Here is a 17,878-nt window from a genome sequence, read left to right as displayed (position 1 = left end):
GTATGCAACGTAGAACATTCTTGCAAGGTCTAGCCGCAGCTGGTGCATTAACTGGCTTGCCGTTTAGCTTTGCTCACGCTATGACCCAAACAGGCAGCGTGTCAGTAGAGTCTTTGCCTAAACTAGAAGGTGATCTCACCTTATATTTGGGGCGTGGTGAAGGCGGCCTGTACGAAAATGTTCTAAAAGCCATCGAAAAACGCAACCCTAAACTAAACTTAAAAGTTAGACGCGGCGGTTCAGCAGCACTGGCAAATACCATTGTTGCTGAAACAAAAGCTGGCGTTAAACGTGCTGACCTGTTTTGGGCTGTAGATACGGGCTCTATTGGTGTTGTTACTGATACCGGCGCTGCAAAGCCGTTGCCTGACGATTTGCGTTCACAGCTTCGCGAAGACTTTCAGTATCCTAGCTGGTCACCGGTAACAGGTCGTGTGCGCACACTGCCGTATAACACAGAACGTGTTAAGCCCGAGCAAATCCCAGAAAGCGTGATGGCGTTAGCAGATAGTGATTTAAAAATTGGCTGGGCTCCCGCTTATTCGTCATTCCAGTCTTTCGTTACCGCCATGCGCATTTTGGAAGGCGATAAAGCGACCAAAGCGTGGCTTAAAGGCATTAATAAGCACTCTAAAAAGTACGCCGGTGAGCTTGGTGTAGTGATGGGCGTTGAACGTGGTGAAGTAGATATTGGTTTTGCTAATCACTACTACACCCTTCGTCTTAAATCAGGTAAGCCAAACGCGAATGTGGCTCTTGCTTACAGTAAAGGCGATGCGGGATGCCTCGTTAACGCTTCAGGCATTGTGGCGTTGAGCGACGGTGATTTGCCGGTTAACTTTATTCGATACCTGCTGTCGCATGAAGTGCAGTCTTACCTTGCTCGCGAAGCATATGAAATACCTTTGGTTCAAGGGGTTGAACCACCACAGGGCTTAGCGGATTTAAGTACGCTTTCGCCACCTGAAATGGACCTTCGTAAACTGGCTGATTTACGCCCAACACTTAACCTTATGAGGGAAGTTGGCGTACTGTGACAAAATGGCCAAAGTCGTATCCACTGGCACTACTTATTGCGCTGATGGCTTTATTGCCCGTCGGCGTTTTATTTTCTTTAGCTCAAGATAGTGCGCAACTTTTCGATACCCATAACCTTCGTGTGCTAGGCAATACTATCTCATTGGTAGTGCTTACTATCATTGGTTCGGTGCTTATAGGTGTCCCCCTTGCCTTTTTAACTGCCTATGTGCAAATGCCATTTAAACGGTTCTGGCTTATTTTGCTGGCCGCGCCGCTGGCCCTGCCAAGCTATATTGGCGCATTCGCCATGTATTTTTCTTTCGGTCGTGGTGGCGAAATAGAAAATATATTAGGGTTTTCTACCCCGCCAATTAGCGGTTTGTGGGGCTCTGCTTTGGTTATGAGCCTATACACCTATCCTTTTGTGATGATGACAACCCGTTCAAGCTTGCTGAGTTTAGATGCCAGTTTGGTTAACGCGGCGCGTACACTAGGGCTATCGCTAGGCGCAAGTTTATGGCGTGTGGTGCTACCGCGGGTAGTAAATAGCGTTGCTGCGGGAGCATTGCTTGCTGCGCTTTACGCGTTATCTGATTTTGGCACGCCCGCGATAATGGGCTTTGACACCTTCACTCGCGTTATTTTTGTTGAATACAACGCTTTTGGTTTAAGTCAAGCGGCTATGCTAAGCCTGCAGCTTATGGTGATTGTTGGGCTTATTCTGTTTATAGAAAGTCGAATAGGTGGGGCTCAAGAACGCCCAGGAAAGCACTTGTCCTTGTTTCCTGCGCGCTGGCAGCGAAACCTAATGCTGCTTGCGACTATGCCCGTAGTTTTTATGGCCATTGTACTTCCCCTTGCTATCTTTACGCTGTGGTTAGTGCGAGAGGGGACAGGCGGCTTTGAATTAAGCTATGCGTGGAATTCAGCCCATGCGTCGTTTATCGCCGCGATTGTAGCCGTGCTACTTGCCATTCCGGTGGCTCACGCGGCCATTGCAGGTAAAGCTGGCCGCTTTATGGAGCGTATTACTTATTTCGGCTTTGGCGTTCCGGGCATTGTTATGGGAACAGCGCTGGTTTATGTGGGCCTTAAATATCTGCCTGCGCTGTATCAAACCTTAACTTTGTTGGTGATGGCCTATGTACTGCGTTTTATTCCTCTTGCGGTAGGAAGCGTTAGAAGTACCGCTGAGAATATTGATTCGGGATTAGTGAAGGCTGCACGCGTGCTTGGTGCTAGCCCAAGAGAAGCCTTTATACGAGTTACGCTGCCCTTAACCCTTCGTGGTATGATTGCAGGGGCTGCTTTAGTATTTTTGGAAGCCATGCGTGAGCTGCCCGCCACCTTAATGTTGGGGCCTACAGGTTTTGAAACCTTAGCTACTTACATGTGGCGTGTTTACGAGGCAGGTTACTTTGGACGCGCTGCCGTACCTGGGCTTCTACTGGTTTTATTATCTGGCGTGGGGCTGGTTCTCATGCTGTCGGGCGAAAGAAAAGCCCAGTTTACTGTTACCGAGGATGATCGTTCGTAATGCTTAGTGTAAGTAATTTGTCAGTGAATTATGGGTCTACCCGCGTTGTCGACAAGTTAAATCTTGAGCTTGGGCAAGACGAAATCCTGATGTTGGTGGGGCCAACTGGCTGCGGTAAAACTACTATTTTGCAAGCATTGGCAGGGCTTATCCCTATTTCAGAAGGCGCTATGAGCCTAGGTAATTGGGAAAGTACAGCAAATAAACACGTGCCGCCTGAAAAGCGTAACGTTGGTATGGTGTTCCAAGACTTTGCGTTATTTCCCCATCTTACCGTTCAGCAAAACGTATGCTTTCGTTTAAAAGACACTAAGCTTGCGGATCACTGGCTTAAACTGTTAGGTCTAGATAATTTCCGCGATGCTAAACCTGCACGTCTTTCAGGTGGTCAAAAGCAGCGTGTTGCATTAGCCCGTACCCTAGCGCACGAACCTTCTTTTGTACTGCTAGACGAGCCCCTTTCAAACTTAGATGCAGCGTTAAAAGACAGCTTGCGTTGGGAAATTCGCGATGCGCTTAAAAAGGCAGGCGTACCCGCAATTTGGGTAACGCACGATCAGGAAGAAGCATTAAGTGTTGGCGATAGAGTAGGGATACTGAATAAAGGTGTACTGGAGCAATTAGACACCCCTGAAGCCTGCTACTCTTCACCAGCTAGCCGCTTTGTGGCGCGTTTTATGGGTGAGGCAAGCTTTTTAAGTGCAACATTTGATGCTAGTGAAGTAAATACAGACAAAACAGTTGTTACAGAGATCGGCAAGGTGCCAGGCACGCCGCTTCAAGGCGCTAACGGCAATGTAGATTTGCTGGTACGCCCTGATGATTTAAGTTTAGATGCAGCCCATAGCGAAACTAACTGTACGGTGAAGTGGGTGCGTTATGAGGGCGAAAGTCGACTTTACGCTGTTGTACTAGATAGCGGTGATGAACTTAAAGTACGTGTAAGTCATGAGAATGCGGTTAAGCCAAATTCTCGTGCTTTCGTTCAGTTAATTACTACTCATCCTTTAGCCGTATTTCCAAAAAACTAAATAGTAAGTCGCTTAAAACTCACTAAAAAAAACAGAATGCAAAAAGGGCAGCCTATGGGCTGCCCTTTTAATCACTAGCACGTTATTTTTTACATACGCGCTATGCGTTTTCGTTTACCACAATCACTTTACGGTGCGGGAACGGAATTTCAATGTTAGCTTCATCTAGCGCTTTCTTAACTTGCTCTGGCACTGAGAACAGAATGTCGAAATAATGCTCACCGTGACAGAATGGACGAACAATAAAGTCTACTGAGCTATCGTTAAGCGTAGATACCTCAACAAATGGCGCTGGGTCTTTAAGTACGTGCGGGTGGTTTGCCAGTACTTTATCTATAACGGCGCGAGCGGCATCAATGTTTTCGTTGTAGGCAATACCAAAGGTCATGTCTACACCACGAATTTCATGATGGGAGTGGTTAACAATTTGCTCGCCCCAAATTTGGCTATTCGGGATAATAATTTGCTTATTATCGAAGGTCTGCAAAATAGTAGTGAATAAGTCGATTTCAGTCACCTTACCGAACTTGCCCGCTGCATCAACAAAGTCATTAACTTTGTAAGGGCGGAAGATAAGCAGCATGACGCCCGCAGCTAAGTTAGACAGTGTGCCCTGAAGTGCTAAACCAATAGCAAGACCGGCAGCACCTAAAAGCGCAATAATAGACGCGGTTTGAACACCAAAGCGATTCAGTACCGCTATGCCCACGAAGGCAAGAATGGTATAGCGCGCTACGCTACCAAAAAACTTAAATAGTGTGTCATCGAGTTGAGGGTGGCGGTTGGCAATTGAAACAATGCCTTTGTAAACCTTGCTAGCAACCCAAAGACCAATAATTAGAATGGCTAGCGCTAGGAGTATATTGGTCGCCCAAGCTAATGCTGCAGGCAGGTACTCGTTAATATCGAGTGATGCTAAGAACTCTTCCATGGATACAATCCTCTGTAATTTGTGAAGTAGTTACTGCTTGTTTTGTTCGTTTGTTCGTTCAAATTGAGTTGCACCTCAATTCTGGTGCGTAGTTATAGGTGAATTAAAAATCTTTTAGTATTGTTAAAAAGTATTAAAACCCATAATTTTCTACTAAAGAACTAGATTAAATTTACAGTAAGATTCGGCTTTGCATTGTGTGGTATGGCTTATTACGTATAATCCCGAACTCCTAACCTACGCTGCAAAATGCGTGATTATTTTTGGCTTGATGTAAGGTAAATACAGAGTGATTGAGCGCGATGTTATAGTTATTGGAGCAGGTGCCGCAGGGCTGTTTTGCGCCGCACAAGCAGGCGCGCGCGGGCGCAGCGTAGAAGTGCTCGATCACGCCAAAAAAGTGGGCCGGAAAATTCTAATGTCAGGCGGTGGACGGTGTAATTTCACCAATATGTATGCCGAACCTGCTAATTTCTTATCGCAAAACCCGCACTTTTGTAAGTCAGCACTAAGCCGCTATACCCAGTGGGACTTTATTGGCTTGGTAGCCGAGCATGGTATTGCCTACCACGAAAAGACCCTGGGCCAATTGTTTTGTGATGACAGCGCAAAAGACATCGTCGATTTATTGCTTAATGAATGTAATAAAGCGGGCGTTACCATTACTACACGCTGTGAAATTCAGACTGTAGAGAAAGTGGAAAGTGGGTACTTACTTAAAACGTCGAACGGCGAATATAGCTGCGAGTCTTTAGTTATCGCAACCGGTGGCTTAAGTATGCCTAAACTTGGTGCCACTCCATTTGGTTACAAAATTGCTGAACAATTTGGGTTGAAAGTATTACCCACTCGCGCAGCACTCGTGCCCTTTACCTTGCACGATAAAGACAAAGAGACGCTGGCAGAGCTTAGCGGTATTGCCGTTGATGTTTACGCTAGCTGTAACGATACTACTTTCAAAGAAGCGATGCTTTTTACCCACCGCGGTTTAAGCGGCCCCGCTATGCTGCAAATTTCAAGTTATTGGGAGGCAGGTGATAGCTTAAGCATTAATACATTACCCAATGACGATGCCACTGCACTTATACAAAGTGCACGTACCGAAACGCCAGATGCATTGCTTGCTACCTGCTTAAATAAAGTGTTTCCCAAACGCATGGTGCAAAGCTTTATCGAATATCACAACTGGCGTAATGTACCAGTGAAGCAGCTCACCCACAGCGAGTGCGACGCTATTGCTGACACGCTAGAAAATTGGCAAATAAAGCCCAATGGCACAGAAGGCTACCGAACAGCGGAAGTCACCATAGGTGGCGTAGACACCAACGAACTTTCGTCAAAAACCATGATGGCCAAAAACGTCGAAGGCCTTTACTTTATTGGTGAAGTGGTTGACGTTACCGGCTGGCTAGGCGGCTTTAACTTCCAGTGGGCGTGGAGCAGCGGCTGGGCAGCAGGGCAGGTGGTTTAAAACGACATACCAATCGCAAGCCCCGCAACAACCGCGCTTTTGTGGTTACGATGATAGTCGTAATGAAGCTGCGGCGACACGGTAATGCCCGACATTTCAAATTCGTATAGAAAGCCCAACCTTGCCACTTCCATTTTATGGCTACCGTGAAACTCAACGCCAGGGCCTATCTGTGCAATAAAGTTATTTGTAATATGAAGGTCGGCAACTAGCAAATAAGTATAAGCGTCTAAGTCTTCAAAAGCGTATTCTGCAACAAACCCCACGCCTAAAAAGTCGCTAAGCCGATACTCATAATCGATGCCCAATGTGAATGCGTTGCCACACTCTTTTGTGTAAGTGGTACCTATTAGTGCCGATAAATGATGGGGTGACGTTTCCCAATGATGAGCAGCGCCACTTGCAGCCCCCTTAGCTTCAGCAATGGGGGGAAATACCAAGAAAGTGGCAATACCTAAAAGTGTTGATACTCGCATAGTGGAGCTCGCTTTTTTTACCCGTGACTTCTTAGAAGATTAAACCTCTAGCACTTAATAAAGCGTAGGTGTTATGCCTCATCCTCACCAATGAACTTTAGTTGTACCCATCAAAAACAGTAGAAAAACAATACTGGACCTTTGGTAAAGGCAGCTATCTAAAACTAGCAAATACCGCTAAGGTATACAGGCAAATAAAAGGGATGCGAAAATGCAAAACGAGAGTGAAAAACAACTATTTTTAGACGCCTGCAAAGCGCAACTGGTAAGTCTTTACAAGGCAAGTAAAGATGGGAAAAAAGTAGAGGCAGAAAAATATCGCGTGCAAGGGTTCATGCACGCCGGTGAAGTAATAGGCTTAATCAGCAAAGAACAAGGTAAGGCCCTTATAGCCGATTTGCACATGGAAGTATTTGGAGAAACCATTAACGAAAGGGCACAGAGAAAGCGCAAACTCGACGCTTTAAAAGAATCAGACTTAGATGCTTACTTTGCTATACCAGCCATTGAGCGACGCTAAATAAAAGTAACTTTTTTCGAGCGAACTGAAATTTATAAACTAAACTTAATGTGTGTTGGTTTTTATACCTAAATATAACCAAGCATAACTTATCTTAGTGTAATAGCCGTACAGGGATATTTTTGCTACATGGATTTGGCTGCGGTATCAGTAGGAAGCAAATCTATGACATGGCGTGTGTCAGGTAGTTTTATTCGCTTATTTATAGGGCTTGTTTTATGTGTAGCAAGTGCCCACTCGCTTGCTAAATGCAACTTTGAAAACGAAATTGATGCGCCCACTACAACAGCCTTTCTTCTTAAAGCGGGCGATCAGCGACTTGTGTTAAGCTGTAATGTCGATGCGCAGTATGTTTTGTATTTCCCGCGTAATTATATTAATTACAACCAGCTATACGATAGCAAAATGCGCAAAGTTGAAAGGTTACCTAGTGCCTTTGAAGCATACTTAATTGACAGTTCAAGCAACCGCTTTTATCTGGATATTAATGCTCAGGTGGAACGCCGCGTATCGTTTAAAGTAACATCGCTTGGTAATTTCCATAAATTCGCATCTATTCACACCCTCACGATGAGCCTATTTATTGGCTTTTGTCTGGCGCTTACTCTATACGTAGGCATGCTGGGGGCAAGTATGCGCAACTATGGCCTGTACTCCTATAGCTTTTACGTTTTCAGTGCTGGTGTATTCTTTTTACTCCAAGAAGGGTTGTTAAACATTGTATTTCCGCAAGTCGCTTTGCTTGCGAATTTCCAACTGCATTTACTATTTGCTGGGATCACCCTTTTTGCAGGCGTGAAATTCTTAGATCAGCTACTTGATTTTAAAGCGCTTCTAAAAGGGTGGCAGCGCCAATTTATGTTAGGAATGGCATGTGCAGCACTCGCGTTTTCCGTAGTCCAGCTTATTCTTCCAGTCTCAGATGCCATGAAAATAAACAGCATGTTGAGTCTAATTACCCTTATTACTATGACGTGCACGCTATCAAGTTGTGTTTACGCTGCCTATCGCAAAGTGCATTGTGCAAATTTAGTAATGCTGGGGATCGCAGCGATGGTTTTGTCCATGCTTTTCCGTTTAGTTTTTACAGAAGTATCGCCATTTTTGTATCGATACTCCCTTGTGTTAGGGATAACTATAGAAGCCTTTATTTTTGCTATTGCTACGTCAAGAAAAGTTAAAAAACTTAATGACGACAGGCTTAGTGCATTTAAACGCGCATCGACAGACTCGTTATGTAATGTGTTAAACCGCAGCGGTTGGGAAGGGGTGGCGCAGTCGCTGCTGAATAATTTCAACAAAGAGGGGGGCTACTTAACACTGCTCTTCATTGATATTGATAAGTTTAAAGAAATTAATGACCATTATGGACACCACGCAGGGGATAAAGTCTTGCAGGTGGTTGCGAAGATTTTAATGAGCCGCTGTCGCGAACAAGATGCCGTGGGGCGCTTGGGGGGTGATGAGTTTGTGGTATTAAGTCACTGCTATAGTGAAGGCCAATCCGAGCGACTGGCCGCCCGCATTGAGGAAAGCTTCTCTGAGCGGGACATTAGAACGGAAAACGTTGTAATAAACACCACGGCGAGTGTAGGCGCTTACATTACAAAAGAACGCTACAAAGACTTGCCGAGCTTATTAAACAAAGCTGACAAGTTGATGTATAGCGTGAAAGAAAAGCGTAAAAACGCCGAGTGCGCTACTAGCTCGTAATACGGTGTTATCTTAACTGAACCTTCGCGACCTTTGTAACAGCTTTAGTAAGGTCGGCAAGTGCAGCCGACTCAAGTGTTGTGTAGTGCCAAAAAAGAGGAACAGCTAGCGCTTTGTCTGGGAACAGTGCAACAAGCTCGCCTTCTTTCACCTCTTGTGCCACTTGAAGAGTGGGGAGTAACGCCCAAACCACGCCATCCAGCGCCATTTTTACGAAGCCATGTGACGAGGGATACCAGTGACACGTGGTAAACGTAGGCGAAATATTCAAACATTCTCTTTGAAAGTCAGTGAGAAGGGTCACATCGTATTCGTCGTACAAAAGGCCTGGCGTGTTCATCACATTTTCAGGCGTTATGCCTTTGTGAAGGTATCGCTCAATAAACCGCGGTGACGCATATAGCTGATAGCGCATGGTGCCCAGTCTTACCGATTGACCGCCAGTAACCGGTGTACCTGTTTGACTAATACACGCCATAACACGGCCTTGCTGAAGAATATCTCTGGTTTGTGTTTGATCTGCATTAACAATGTGAACAGGATTAGCGCGCTTATCGCTAAATGCTGCCATAACTTGCGAAAACCAAGTAGCAAGCACATCGTTATTTACCGCCACGCTGATAGGTACCGCCGAAGCCGCTAGACCACTTTTTATATTCAGTGCTTCTTCCAGCACGCTCACTTTTTGTATATGCGAAAGCAATTCTTGCCCCAATGGTGTAGCACGAAGTGGTTTGGTTCGCACCATAACAGGTCCGCCAACGCTTTGTTCAAGGCGTTTAATTTTTTGCGAAACCGCAGACTGCGTAAGGTTTAACGCTTGAGCACCTTTTTCAAAGCCACCGTAGCGCAGTACCTCATGGAAGCATCGAAGCGCATCGTAATCGAGCATTTTTTAAAACCTGTAAAAGGAAAGTTAAAATTATTAATTTTACTAATTAAATACTAGTATCATTAATTTAATTAAGTGTTGCAAGGTGTATAAAATAGCGCCACTTCGAATTCTTGTTTAGCTGGCGATAACCAAAGTTAGGCAGCACAAAGCCAAGCAACGAAAGACCGAGAAATAAAACCGTACATTCAATTTATTATTTTAAGAGGCATTTAGCATGTTAGCGGCAGCAACTAGTGGTTTTGTAATGGGCGGTACCCTTATTATCGCAGTAGGTGCGCAAAACAGCTTTCTGATTGAACAGTCAATGAAAAGACAGTGGACAACTCTATTTGTCTTGCTGTTTATTCTAAGTGATGCCATTTCCATTAGCTTGGGCGCAATGGGCTTTGGCTTGTTGCTGCAAGAGTACCCAATGCTAGTAACGGTGACCAAGTGGGCTGGCGTAGCCTTTTTGCTGTGGATAGCGTTTAACAAGATAAAGTCTTCGCTGGCAAATGACGCCCTTGTTTTAGAAATGGCACAAAAGCAGCTGTCGTTTAAAAAGGCGCTACTTATTGCACTAGCGGTAACCTGGTTAAATCCACACTTCTATTTAGATACATTGTTGCTAATGGGAAATTTGGCGAGCCAGTGGCAGGAAAATAAATGGTGGTTTGTGGGTGGTGCGATTGGCGCATCGGTTGTGTGGTTTATAGGGTTAAGTACCCTTACTGCCCGTTTTGCCCATCATATGCAGCGTCCCAATTTTTGGCGCTGGTTTAATCGCTTAAATGCAGCAGTACTTGGAATGGTAAGTATCCAACTGGCGAGCCTCTAGTAAGAAAAACGCTGAATAGCAAATTACTAAGGTGCGTTGAGTATCTTGCTTTCGACGAATAAGTATACTTTTACAAGTAAGCCAAACCTGCTGTTTTTAAGGATACATAAGTGAGCTGGATTTATTTGATTGTTGCGGGCTTACTAGAAATTGGGTGGCCCGTAGGACTTAAAATGTCACAAGAGGCGGAAACCCGTATTATGGGAATTCTGCTAGCCATAGGTTTCATGGCTGCCAGTGGTTTTTGCCTCTGGATGGCACAAAAGCAAATACCCATAGGTACAGCGTATGCTGTATGGACGGGAATAGGTGCCGCGGGCACGTTTTTAGTGGGCGTGATGTTTTACGGCGACCCCTCGTCATTGGCGCGTTACTTCGGCGTGGCGCTTATTGTGGCCGGCGTAGTGGTGCTCAAACTCGCGCACTAGTATAAAAAAGAACTCTGGTTTCAATTGCCGCTTAAACCAAATCGATTGAAAGACCAAAAAAAGCCCGTCAGTAATTCACTGACGGGCTTTTTAGTTTGCATTTATTCTTTAAGGTGAGCTTAGTGATAACCTAGCTGGTTTCTTAACTCGACCATAAAGGTTTCAATTCGTTCAGCATTTTTGCCTAAGTCGCTCTTGCCTACTCGCGACTTGCTGCGAATATCAACAAGCGTATCATCACTTTTAACTGTTAAGCGAATGACCACATCGTCCTTAAAGCCGAACCATGCCGTTGTATCCGTGGCTTCTAGCGTGTTGGGCAGTGCGCCTTCATTTATGCGCTCCCACCCCAGAACTTCTATGGCTTTTTCGGCAGCCATATAAACTTGATTTATAGGTTGAGGAAGCAGCTGAGTTTTAATCTCAGGGTACGCTTCAAGCTGTTGCTTCGTCACATCACCGCCTTCATAGGCAATAGAATTTGGCGCACCTTCTCTAAGCGGTGCAATGGCAACAAATTCAGGTGGGTTTGTTACGTCGGTAGTAATATCGTGAATTGGCGGAACGGCGCTAGCTTTGCTCATCATACTAACGGGCATGCCAACGGCTACTAAAGCAAGAACAGCGCATATGAATGTACTACCCCAGCTTACGTTCTTGCGATTAATCAATACTTGTAAAATAATCAGTATTAGCGCTGCACCACCTACGTATACACCAAAGCGAAGTGACGTAAATGCAGTACCTAAATTAACACCAGCATACTGATAGAGTGGTCCGGGTAGTACCACCATCAAAAAACCAACAATACTGGTAAGGGCAATGAGTGCTTTCAAGGGAACTCCAAGGTTATTCTTTTTAGTTTGACCAATCTACTTTAACAGCGAAAGCGGTAATTTGGTTTACTTTTGTTAAAGAAAAATTCAACTAGGCCCACGCCTAACATATTTGTACACTGGTCCTGTCTTTTTTATCGGCATTAAGTTAAAGGTACCAGGTTTTGTATACACAATCGGACGCCAGTCACACGTACGCAATCCAAGCTGAACTTCTTGTTGATATCTTATCAACGCAAAAAAGCCGGTTTATTAATGGTATTACTGAGTATGCGCTTATTGAGGTGCTAAAAAAGCCGCCTTATCAGCTTTTCGATGAAGGAGCCTTGCGAGACCCGCTCATGCTTTTTAAAACGCACTTTATTCTGTTTCATGCACTGTATCAGTTAAGGCAGCATTGGATAGAACAAAACGAAGGTGTGCTAGAGATCCACGCACTTGGCATAAAGCTAAACCTGTTTAACGAGAGTGCTTTAACGCCAAGCAATGATGCACTTGGTGTGGTAGCTTTAGAGAGTCCTGGTCCACTTGCTGAGTATTATCTCAATTGGCGTAATTTTGAAGAAGCTGACCGCGATACCGTGGATACCCTGTTAAACGCGTTTTGGCAAAAAATGTCGCGTGGAGATACCAGCAGCTATACGCAAGGTGGTATCGAAAAAGCGCATGCTGTACTTGGCCTTTCCCTAAACGAGCCTGTCACGCTTTTGCAGTTAAAACGTGTTTACAAACGCAAATTGCAATCGGCTCATCCTGATAAAGGTGGAACACAACAAGAAGCTCAAGCGGTCATTTACGCCTATCAAACTCTTACCCGTTATTATTCGTTTAAATAGAACGTGTATCGGCGTTTAACTTCGTATTATTCGCATAATGTATACAGGCTTCGGTAATTGACCGACAACATCGGTAACTTCAGCTTCATTGACTTTTCTTGTATGTGATAAATGCGCACAATATGACCTATAAGAGCGTAGATTCGTATCAATAATCGCTTAACTATGCCACGTCTTTTCCGATAGTTCCCACGTCCAAGTTATAGGATTAGGATGAATCGGCGCATTGGAAGCAAAACTTACGTTTAATTTATCCATATAGAACACAAATCGCGTTCTATATGAAAGTTATTGGGAAATAGAAAATTTATGAGTCGCATTTTTTATGTTACTGCAGCACTAATAACACTGTTCGGTGTTGTTGGCTGTTCGAATGAAGGCGAGCAAGCGCAGCAAGGTGCTCAGCAAGGTATGCCTGCACCTTCGGTGTCGGTAGTTACGCTGAAACAGCAACCTGTAGTACATGAGATGGTATTGCCAGGACGGATAAGCCCGTCGCGCCAGTCGCAAGTGCGTCCTCAAGTAGATGGCGTTATTACTGAGCGCTTGTTTGAAGAAGGCGCATATGTGGAAAAAGGGCAGCAGCTGTATCAAATAGATGAAGCGCGCTACCTGGCCCAGTTAAACAGTGCCAAAGCAGATCTGAAAAGCGTTCAAGCCAATCTAAAGACCTTAGAAGCCAAGGCGCGACGTTACGACGACCTTGTCGCACAAAATGCAGTAAGTAAACAGGAATACGACGACGTAATTGCGCAAAAAGATCAGGCGCAAGCTGCTATTAGCGTGGCGGAAGCGGCAGTCGATGTCGCAAAGGTAAACATGGGCTACACCAAGGTGTACGCGCCTATAAGCGGTCGAATTAGCCGTTCATATGTGACCGAAGGCACCTTGGTTACCACGAACCAGGCACAGCAGCTAGCCACTATTACCCAATTAGACCCTGTTTATATTGATATGCAGGAATCTGGCTCTTCCATCATTACGCTACGTCAGTCTATGCGTAAGCAAGGCTCAATGGATGTTGAGCTCACAGTAGACGAAGTGACTGGCAAGCGCTACGAACAGACAGGTAGCGTGAAGTTTTCTGAAGTGACCGTAGATGAATCTACAGGCTCGGTTACCCTTCGCGCCGAAATGCCAAACCCTGATGGCGTGTTGCTTCCAGGTTTGTTTGTAAAAGGTCATGTTATTACTGGTCGTGAAAATGCACTATTAGTTCCCCAGCGTGCGACGACCCGACAGCCAGACGGTTCGCTTTCAGTATACGTAGTAAATCAGAATAATGAGGTAGAGGGCCGAACATTAGAAATTGGCAAGGTATACCGTGACCAGTACGTTGTACTAAGTGGCGTAAGTGAAGGCGAAAAAGTTATTGTAACTGGTTATCAGAAGGTAAAGCCGGGGGCGAAAGTTAACCCGTCAGAATGGCAACCTTCATCACGTGGCTCGCGATAGCAAACAAGGGATTTAAGTAATATGGCTCGTTTTTTCATAGACAGGCCCGTGTTTGCATGGGTGCTGGCAATTATCACAATGATGGCGGGTGTGTTGGCGATAACCTCACTCCCCATTGAACAATACCCTAAGGTAGCGCCACCATCGGTCACTATCTCGGCAACCTATCCTGGTGCATCTGCTGAAACCGTCGAAAACTCGGTGACGCAGGTAATTGAGCAAAGCTTAACAGGCATAGACAACCTCCGTTACTTTTCGGCAAGTAGCTCTAATAGCAGCATGTCTATCACCCTGACATTTGCGCCGGGCGCAGACCCTGATATTGCACAGGTACAAACGCAAAACAAGGTGCAGGGCGCGTTACCGTTACTGCCGACCCAAGTTCAACAGCAAGGGGTTACCGTTACAAAGGCAAATAGTGCATTTGCACTCGCCGTAGGCTTCTACTCTGAAGACGATTCGATGACGCAGTACGACCTCAGCGACATGCTCGTTTCAAACTTTCAGGACCCTATTTCCCGGGTAAACGGTGTAGGTAACGTAAGGGTGTTTGGTGCGCAGCGCTCTATGCGTATTTGGCTAGACCCAGACAAACTGTACAGCTATAACCTAACGCCAACTGATGTACAGGCTGCAGTTCAGGTCCAAAATACCGATGTTTCTGCAGGTCAGCTAGGCGGGTTACCCGCTATCGAAAACCAGCAAATCAACGCTACTATTCAGGCGCAAAGCCGCCTTCAAACCGTAGAAGATTTTGAAAATATCGTGCTACGTGTGAACACTGACGGTTCCCAGGTACGTGTGCGTGACGTGGCTCGAGTAGAACTGGGTGCGCAAAGTTACGATGTTATTGTTCGTTATGATCGCAAACCTGCATCGGGTATGGCAATAAGCCTTGCGTCTGGCGCCAACGCGCTAGATACCATCAAGGCAGTGAAAGCCCGCGTTGAAGAGTTGCGCTCAAATCTGCCTGACACTGTAAAAGTGGTCTACCCTGTAGATAGTTCGCCTTTTATCGAGCTTTCTATAGAGTCGGTGGTACATACGCTTATTGAAGCGGTTGTGTTGGTATTCTTAGTGATGCTGCTGTTTCTTCAAAATTGGCGCGCAACGCTCATTCCCACCATCGCCGTACCGGTTGTATTACTTGGGACTTTTTCGGTGTTACTGGCGTTTGGTTTTAGTATCAACGTATTGACTATGTTTGCCATGGTACTGGCTATCGGTCTTCTTGTTGATGACGCTATCGTTGTTGTAGAAAACGTTGAGCGAATCATGGAAGAAGAAGGCTTACCGCCAGCAGAAGCGACGAAGAAGTCTATGTCGCAGATTACTGGCGCACTTGTGGGCATTGCCGCTGTGTTATCAACGGTATTTATTCCCATGGCGTTCTTTAGCGGTTCTGCCGGGGCTATTTATCGTCAGTTTTCAGTAACTATTGTATCTGCGATGGCGTTTTCTGTGCTGGTGGCCATCGTGCTTTCGCCTTCTTTATGTGCAACGTTATTGAAACAGCACTCGGAAGATCACGATAAGAATAAAGGTTTCTTTGGCTGGTTTAATCGCACGTTTAACAAAGGGCGCGACCGCTATCAGAAAACGACCAACCATATGGCGAATCGTTTTAAGCGTTACTTCGTTGTATATGGCTTACTTGTCGGTGGAATGGTGTTTATCTTTAGCCAGCTTCCTGGTGCCTTCCTTCCCGACGAAGACCAAGGTCGAATGATGGTGTTGGTAAGCACACCTCCGGGTGCTACTGCGGGTCGTACTCTTGAATCTATTAAACAGGTGGAAGATTACATCCTTGAAGAAGAAAGCGAAGCGGTAAACGGTATGTTTGCGGTAGTGGGCTTTAGCTTCGCGGGACAAGCACAAAATGCCGGTATGGCGTTCTTAAACTTCAATGACTGGAGTGTACGTGACGAGAGTAACTCGGCTTTCGCCGTAATGAAGCGAGCTTTTGGCGCATTTAGTCAGATTGAAGATGCGTCAGCGTTCCCTATAGTACCGCCGCCTATTATGGAATTAGGTAATGCCACGGGCTTTGATATGCAGCTAGTGGACCGGGGTGGTAACGGCCATGAAGCGCTTATGAATGCGCGTAATCAGCTGTTAGGTATGGCTGCACAAAATCCGAAATTGGCGGGCGTTCGTCCTAATGGTTTAAGCGATGTTCCGCAGTTTAAGATTAACATCGATAGTGAAAAGGCTTCAGCCCTTGGCCTGAACTTGAGTGAGATTAACAACGCACTACAAATTGCTTGGGGTTCCAGCTATGTGAACGATTTTATCGACAAAGGACGGATTAAGCGGGTGTACATGCAGGCGGACCTTCCCCATCGTATGACGCCAGAAGACCTCGATAAATGGTTTGTGCGCAATAGCGACGGTGAGATGGTGGCTTTCAGCACGTTCTCAACAACCGAGTGGGTATATGGCTCGCCCAAGTTAGAACGTTTTAACGGTATTTCTTCGGTAAATATTCAAGGTAGTGCGGCACCTGGAGTCTCTTCCGGCGAAGCCATGGCTGAAATGCAAAAGCTGGTTGAACAGTTGCCTGCTGGTTTTGCAATTGAATGGTCAGGCTTATCTTATGAAGAACAAGAGGCTGGCTCGCAGGCGCCTATGCTTTATGCGCTCTCAATATTGGTGGTATTCCTTTGCTTAGCCGCACTGTACGAAAGCTGGTCGGTACCGTTTGCGGTAATGCTAGTGGTGCCGTTAGGGATTTTGGGCTCAGTTACCGCTGCCTTTATCTTTAATTTACCGAATGATGTTTATCTGCAGGTAGCGTTTCTAACGACGGTAGGTCTTGCAGCGAAAAACGCCATTCTTATCGTTGAGTTTGCTAAAGAGCAGTATGAAAACGGTGAAGACCTAATGACGGCTGTGTCTAACGCGGCTGCTCAGCGCTTCCGCCCAATATTGATGACGTCTATGGCGTTTATCTTGGGGGTTACGCCTTTGGCACTTGCCAGTGGCGCAGGGGCTGCGAGCCAGAATGCTATTGGTATTGCGGTAATGGGCGGCATGTTTGCAGCGACCTTCCTGGCTATATTTTTCGTTCCCATGTTTTACGTTATGGTAGAAAAACTATTTCATAAGGAAGACAAGTAACAAGTAAGTACGCTAGAGTGAGAAAAATTTTTCATTTTTTACATAGGGATATTGGTAATGACCACGGTTGTTTTTTCTCACGGTAAAGAAAGCGGGCCATGGGGCAGTAAGATAACTACGCTTTCGAATGTAGCAAACGATATGGGCTTTGGTGTTGAGAGTATCGATTATCAAGATCTCGACTGTCCCGAAGCCCGCCTAGAGCGGTTAAAAGAAACTATTGCTGAAAAATGTAATGACGTTGTATTAGTAGGCTCCAGTATGGGCGGCTATGTATCACTTGCCGCGGCCAGTCAGATCTCTGCCAGAGGCGTATTTTTAATGGCACCTGCGCTTTATTTGCCTAACTATAAAGTTCAGCGCTTCCCGTACGATGGCTATGTTAGCTTAGTGCACGGTTGGAACGACGATATCGTGCCTATTGAAAACAGCCTGAAGTACGCACGCCATCAAAAGGCGCAGCTGTTGCTGCTAAATGATGGACATCGCCTTGCGAACAGTAAGTCGGTTATTTCACCTTTCTTCAGAAATTGGTTGGAAAAATTCCGCTACTAGGGGGTAAAGTGCCAACACAGTCGCTGTAGGGTTTTAATCTTCTTTAGCTATGCTATCGCGCTTCGTTAGGGACCCATGCTAAATAATCAAAACGCGGCGACCTATACTAGGCAATGCCTGGCAATTAAAAGCTAAAAACACTGTTAGAAGCCTACTTATCGATAAACGCATGAGGTGATTATCGATTATGTAGGCTTTTTTGTATCTGCGTTTCATTAAGACTAATCGCTTATAGTG

General features: G+C 45.5%; 16 protein-coding genes. 12 read left to right on the top strand and 4 right to left on the bottom strand.

Annotation, left to right across the window (positions count from 1 at the left end):
• The first annotated feature begins 2 nt into the window (after positions 1–2).
• From D1814_RS06760 to D1814_RS06750, 3 genes are read left to right on the top strand one after another with little or no spacing between them, the layout of a single operon-like run.
• The gene (locus D1814_RS06760) at positions 3–1,037 is read left to right on the top strand and encodes an extracellular solute-binding protein (protein WP_025257005.1); all 1,035 of its coding nucleotides are present in this window, start codon (positions 3–5) and stop codon (positions 1,035–1,037) included.
• The gene (locus D1814_RS06755) at positions 1,034–2,557 is read left to right on the top strand and encodes an ABC transporter permease (protein ID WP_118490767.1); all 1,524 of its coding nucleotides are present in this window, start codon (positions 1,034–1,036) and stop codon (positions 2,555–2,557) included. Before D1814_RS06760 ends, D1814_RS06755 begins: the two co-directional genes overlap by 4 nt.
• Complete coding sequence (locus D1814_RS06750; protein ID WP_118490765.1) at positions 2,557–3,588, top strand: ABC transporter ATP-binding protein; 1,032 nt, start codon at positions 2,557–2,559, stop codon at positions 3,586–3,588. Before D1814_RS06755 ends, D1814_RS06750 begins: the two co-directional genes overlap by 1 nt.
• Before the next feature lie 100 nt (positions 3,589–3,688).
• Here D1814_RS06750 and D1814_RS06745 read toward each other — a convergent pair whose 3' ends face one another.
• Positions 3,689–4,519, bottom strand: a complete 831-nt coding sequence (locus D1814_RS06745; RefSeq protein WP_118490763.1) for a mechanosensitive ion channel family protein — start codon at positions 4,517–4,519, stop codon at positions 3,689–3,691.
• A gap of 289 nt (positions 4,520–4,808) precedes the next feature.
• Between D1814_RS06745 and D1814_RS06740 the strand changes: the two genes are divergently transcribed.
• Complete coding sequence (locus D1814_RS06740) at positions 4,809–5,990, top strand: NAD(P)/FAD-dependent oxidoreductase (protein ID WP_118490761.1); 1,182 nt, start codon at positions 4,809–4,811, stop codon at positions 5,988–5,990.
• On the opposite strand, the gene D1814_RS06735 is transcribed toward D1814_RS06740, so the two are convergent.
• Positions 5,987–6,466, bottom strand: coding sequence for a hypothetical protein (locus tag D1814_RS06735; RefSeq protein ID WP_118490759.1), 480 nt, complete (start codon positions 6,464–6,466; stop codon positions 5,987–5,989). The two genes, D1814_RS06740 and D1814_RS06735, sit on opposite strands and share 4 nt — an antisense overlap.
• Positions 6,467–6,677: 211 nt before the next feature.
• On the opposite strand from D1814_RS06735, the gene D1814_RS06730 reads away from it, so the two are divergent.
• On the top strand, positions 6,678–6,986 hold the full coding sequence (locus D1814_RS06730; protein WP_025256999.1) for a hypothetical protein: 309 nt from the start codon (positions 6,678–6,680) through the stop codon (positions 6,984–6,986).
• A 129-nt stretch (positions 6,987–7,115) separates the two neighbouring features.
• Positions 7,116–8,699, top strand: coding sequence for a diguanylate cyclase (locus D1814_RS06725; protein WP_232368993.1), 1,584 nt, complete (start codon positions 7,116–7,118; stop codon positions 8,697–8,699).
• 7 nt (positions 8,700–8,706) lie between these two features.
• Here D1814_RS06725 and D1814_RS06720 read toward each other — a convergent pair whose 3' ends face one another.
• Positions 8,707–9,591, bottom strand: coding sequence for an ArgP/LysG family DNA-binding transcriptional regulator (locus D1814_RS06720; protein ID WP_118490755.1), 885 nt, complete (start codon positions 9,589–9,591; stop codon positions 8,707–8,709).
• Between the two features lie 217 nt (positions 9,592–9,808).
• Between D1814_RS06720 and D1814_RS06715 the strand changes: the two genes are divergently transcribed.
• Both D1814_RS06715 and D1814_RS06710 read left to right on the top strand, forming a co-directional pair.
• Complete coding sequence (locus D1814_RS06715) at positions 9,809–10,411, top strand: LysE/ArgO family amino acid transporter (protein ID WP_118490753.1); 603 nt, start codon at positions 9,809–9,811, stop codon at positions 10,409–10,411.
• 110 nt (positions 10,412–10,521) lie between these two features.
• The gene (locus D1814_RS06710; protein WP_118490751.1) at positions 10,522–10,839 is read left to right on the top strand and encodes a DMT family transporter; all 318 of its coding nucleotides are present in this window, start codon (positions 10,522–10,524) and stop codon (positions 10,837–10,839) included.
• Positions 10,840–10,958: 119 nt separating this feature from the next.
• On the opposite strand, the gene D1814_RS06705 is transcribed toward D1814_RS06710, so the two are convergent.
• Entirely contained in the window at positions 10,959–11,675 is a 717-nt protein-coding gene (locus D1814_RS06705) for a DUF1499 domain-containing protein (RefSeq protein ID WP_118490749.1), read from the bottom strand.
• A gap of 164 nt (positions 11,676–11,839) precedes the next feature.
• Here D1814_RS06705 and D1814_RS06700 point away from each other — a divergent pair, with 164 nt between their 5' ends.
• From D1814_RS06700 to D1814_RS06685, 4 genes are all read left to right on the top strand, one after another.
• A complete protein-coding gene (locus tag D1814_RS06700; RefSeq protein ID WP_118490747.1) occupies positions 11,840–12,511 on the top strand; it encodes a DNA-J related domain-containing protein in 672 nt (223 codons plus the stop codon).
• A 309-nt stretch (positions 12,512–12,820) separates the two neighbouring features.
• Positions 12,821–13,966 carry an efflux RND transporter periplasmic adaptor subunit gene (locus D1814_RS06695; RefSeq protein WP_118490745.1) on the top strand — a complete coding sequence of 382 codons (1,146 nt, stop codon included), beginning with the start codon at positions 12,821–12,823 and terminating at the stop codon, positions 13,964–13,966.
• Between the two features lie 21 nt (positions 13,967–13,987).
• On the top strand, positions 13,988–17,086 hold the full coding sequence (locus D1814_RS06690; RefSeq protein ID WP_118490743.1) for an efflux RND transporter permease subunit: 3,099 nt from the start codon (positions 13,988–13,990) through the stop codon (positions 17,084–17,086).
• Between the two features lie 57 nt (positions 17,087–17,143).
• Complete coding sequence (locus tag D1814_RS06685; protein WP_118490741.1) at positions 17,144–17,641, top strand: alpha/beta hydrolase; 498 nt, start codon at positions 17,144–17,146, stop codon at positions 17,639–17,641.
• The last annotated feature ends 237 nt before the right edge of the window (positions 17,642–17,878 follow it).

The sequence above is a fragment of the Alteromonas sp. BL110 genome, from assembly GCF_003443615.1.
GTDB lineage: Bacteria > Pseudomonadota > Gammaproteobacteria > Enterobacterales > Alteromonadaceae > Alteromonas.
Note: the sequence above shows the minus strand (reverse complement) of the source record. Positions and strands in the feature narration are given on the sequence as shown.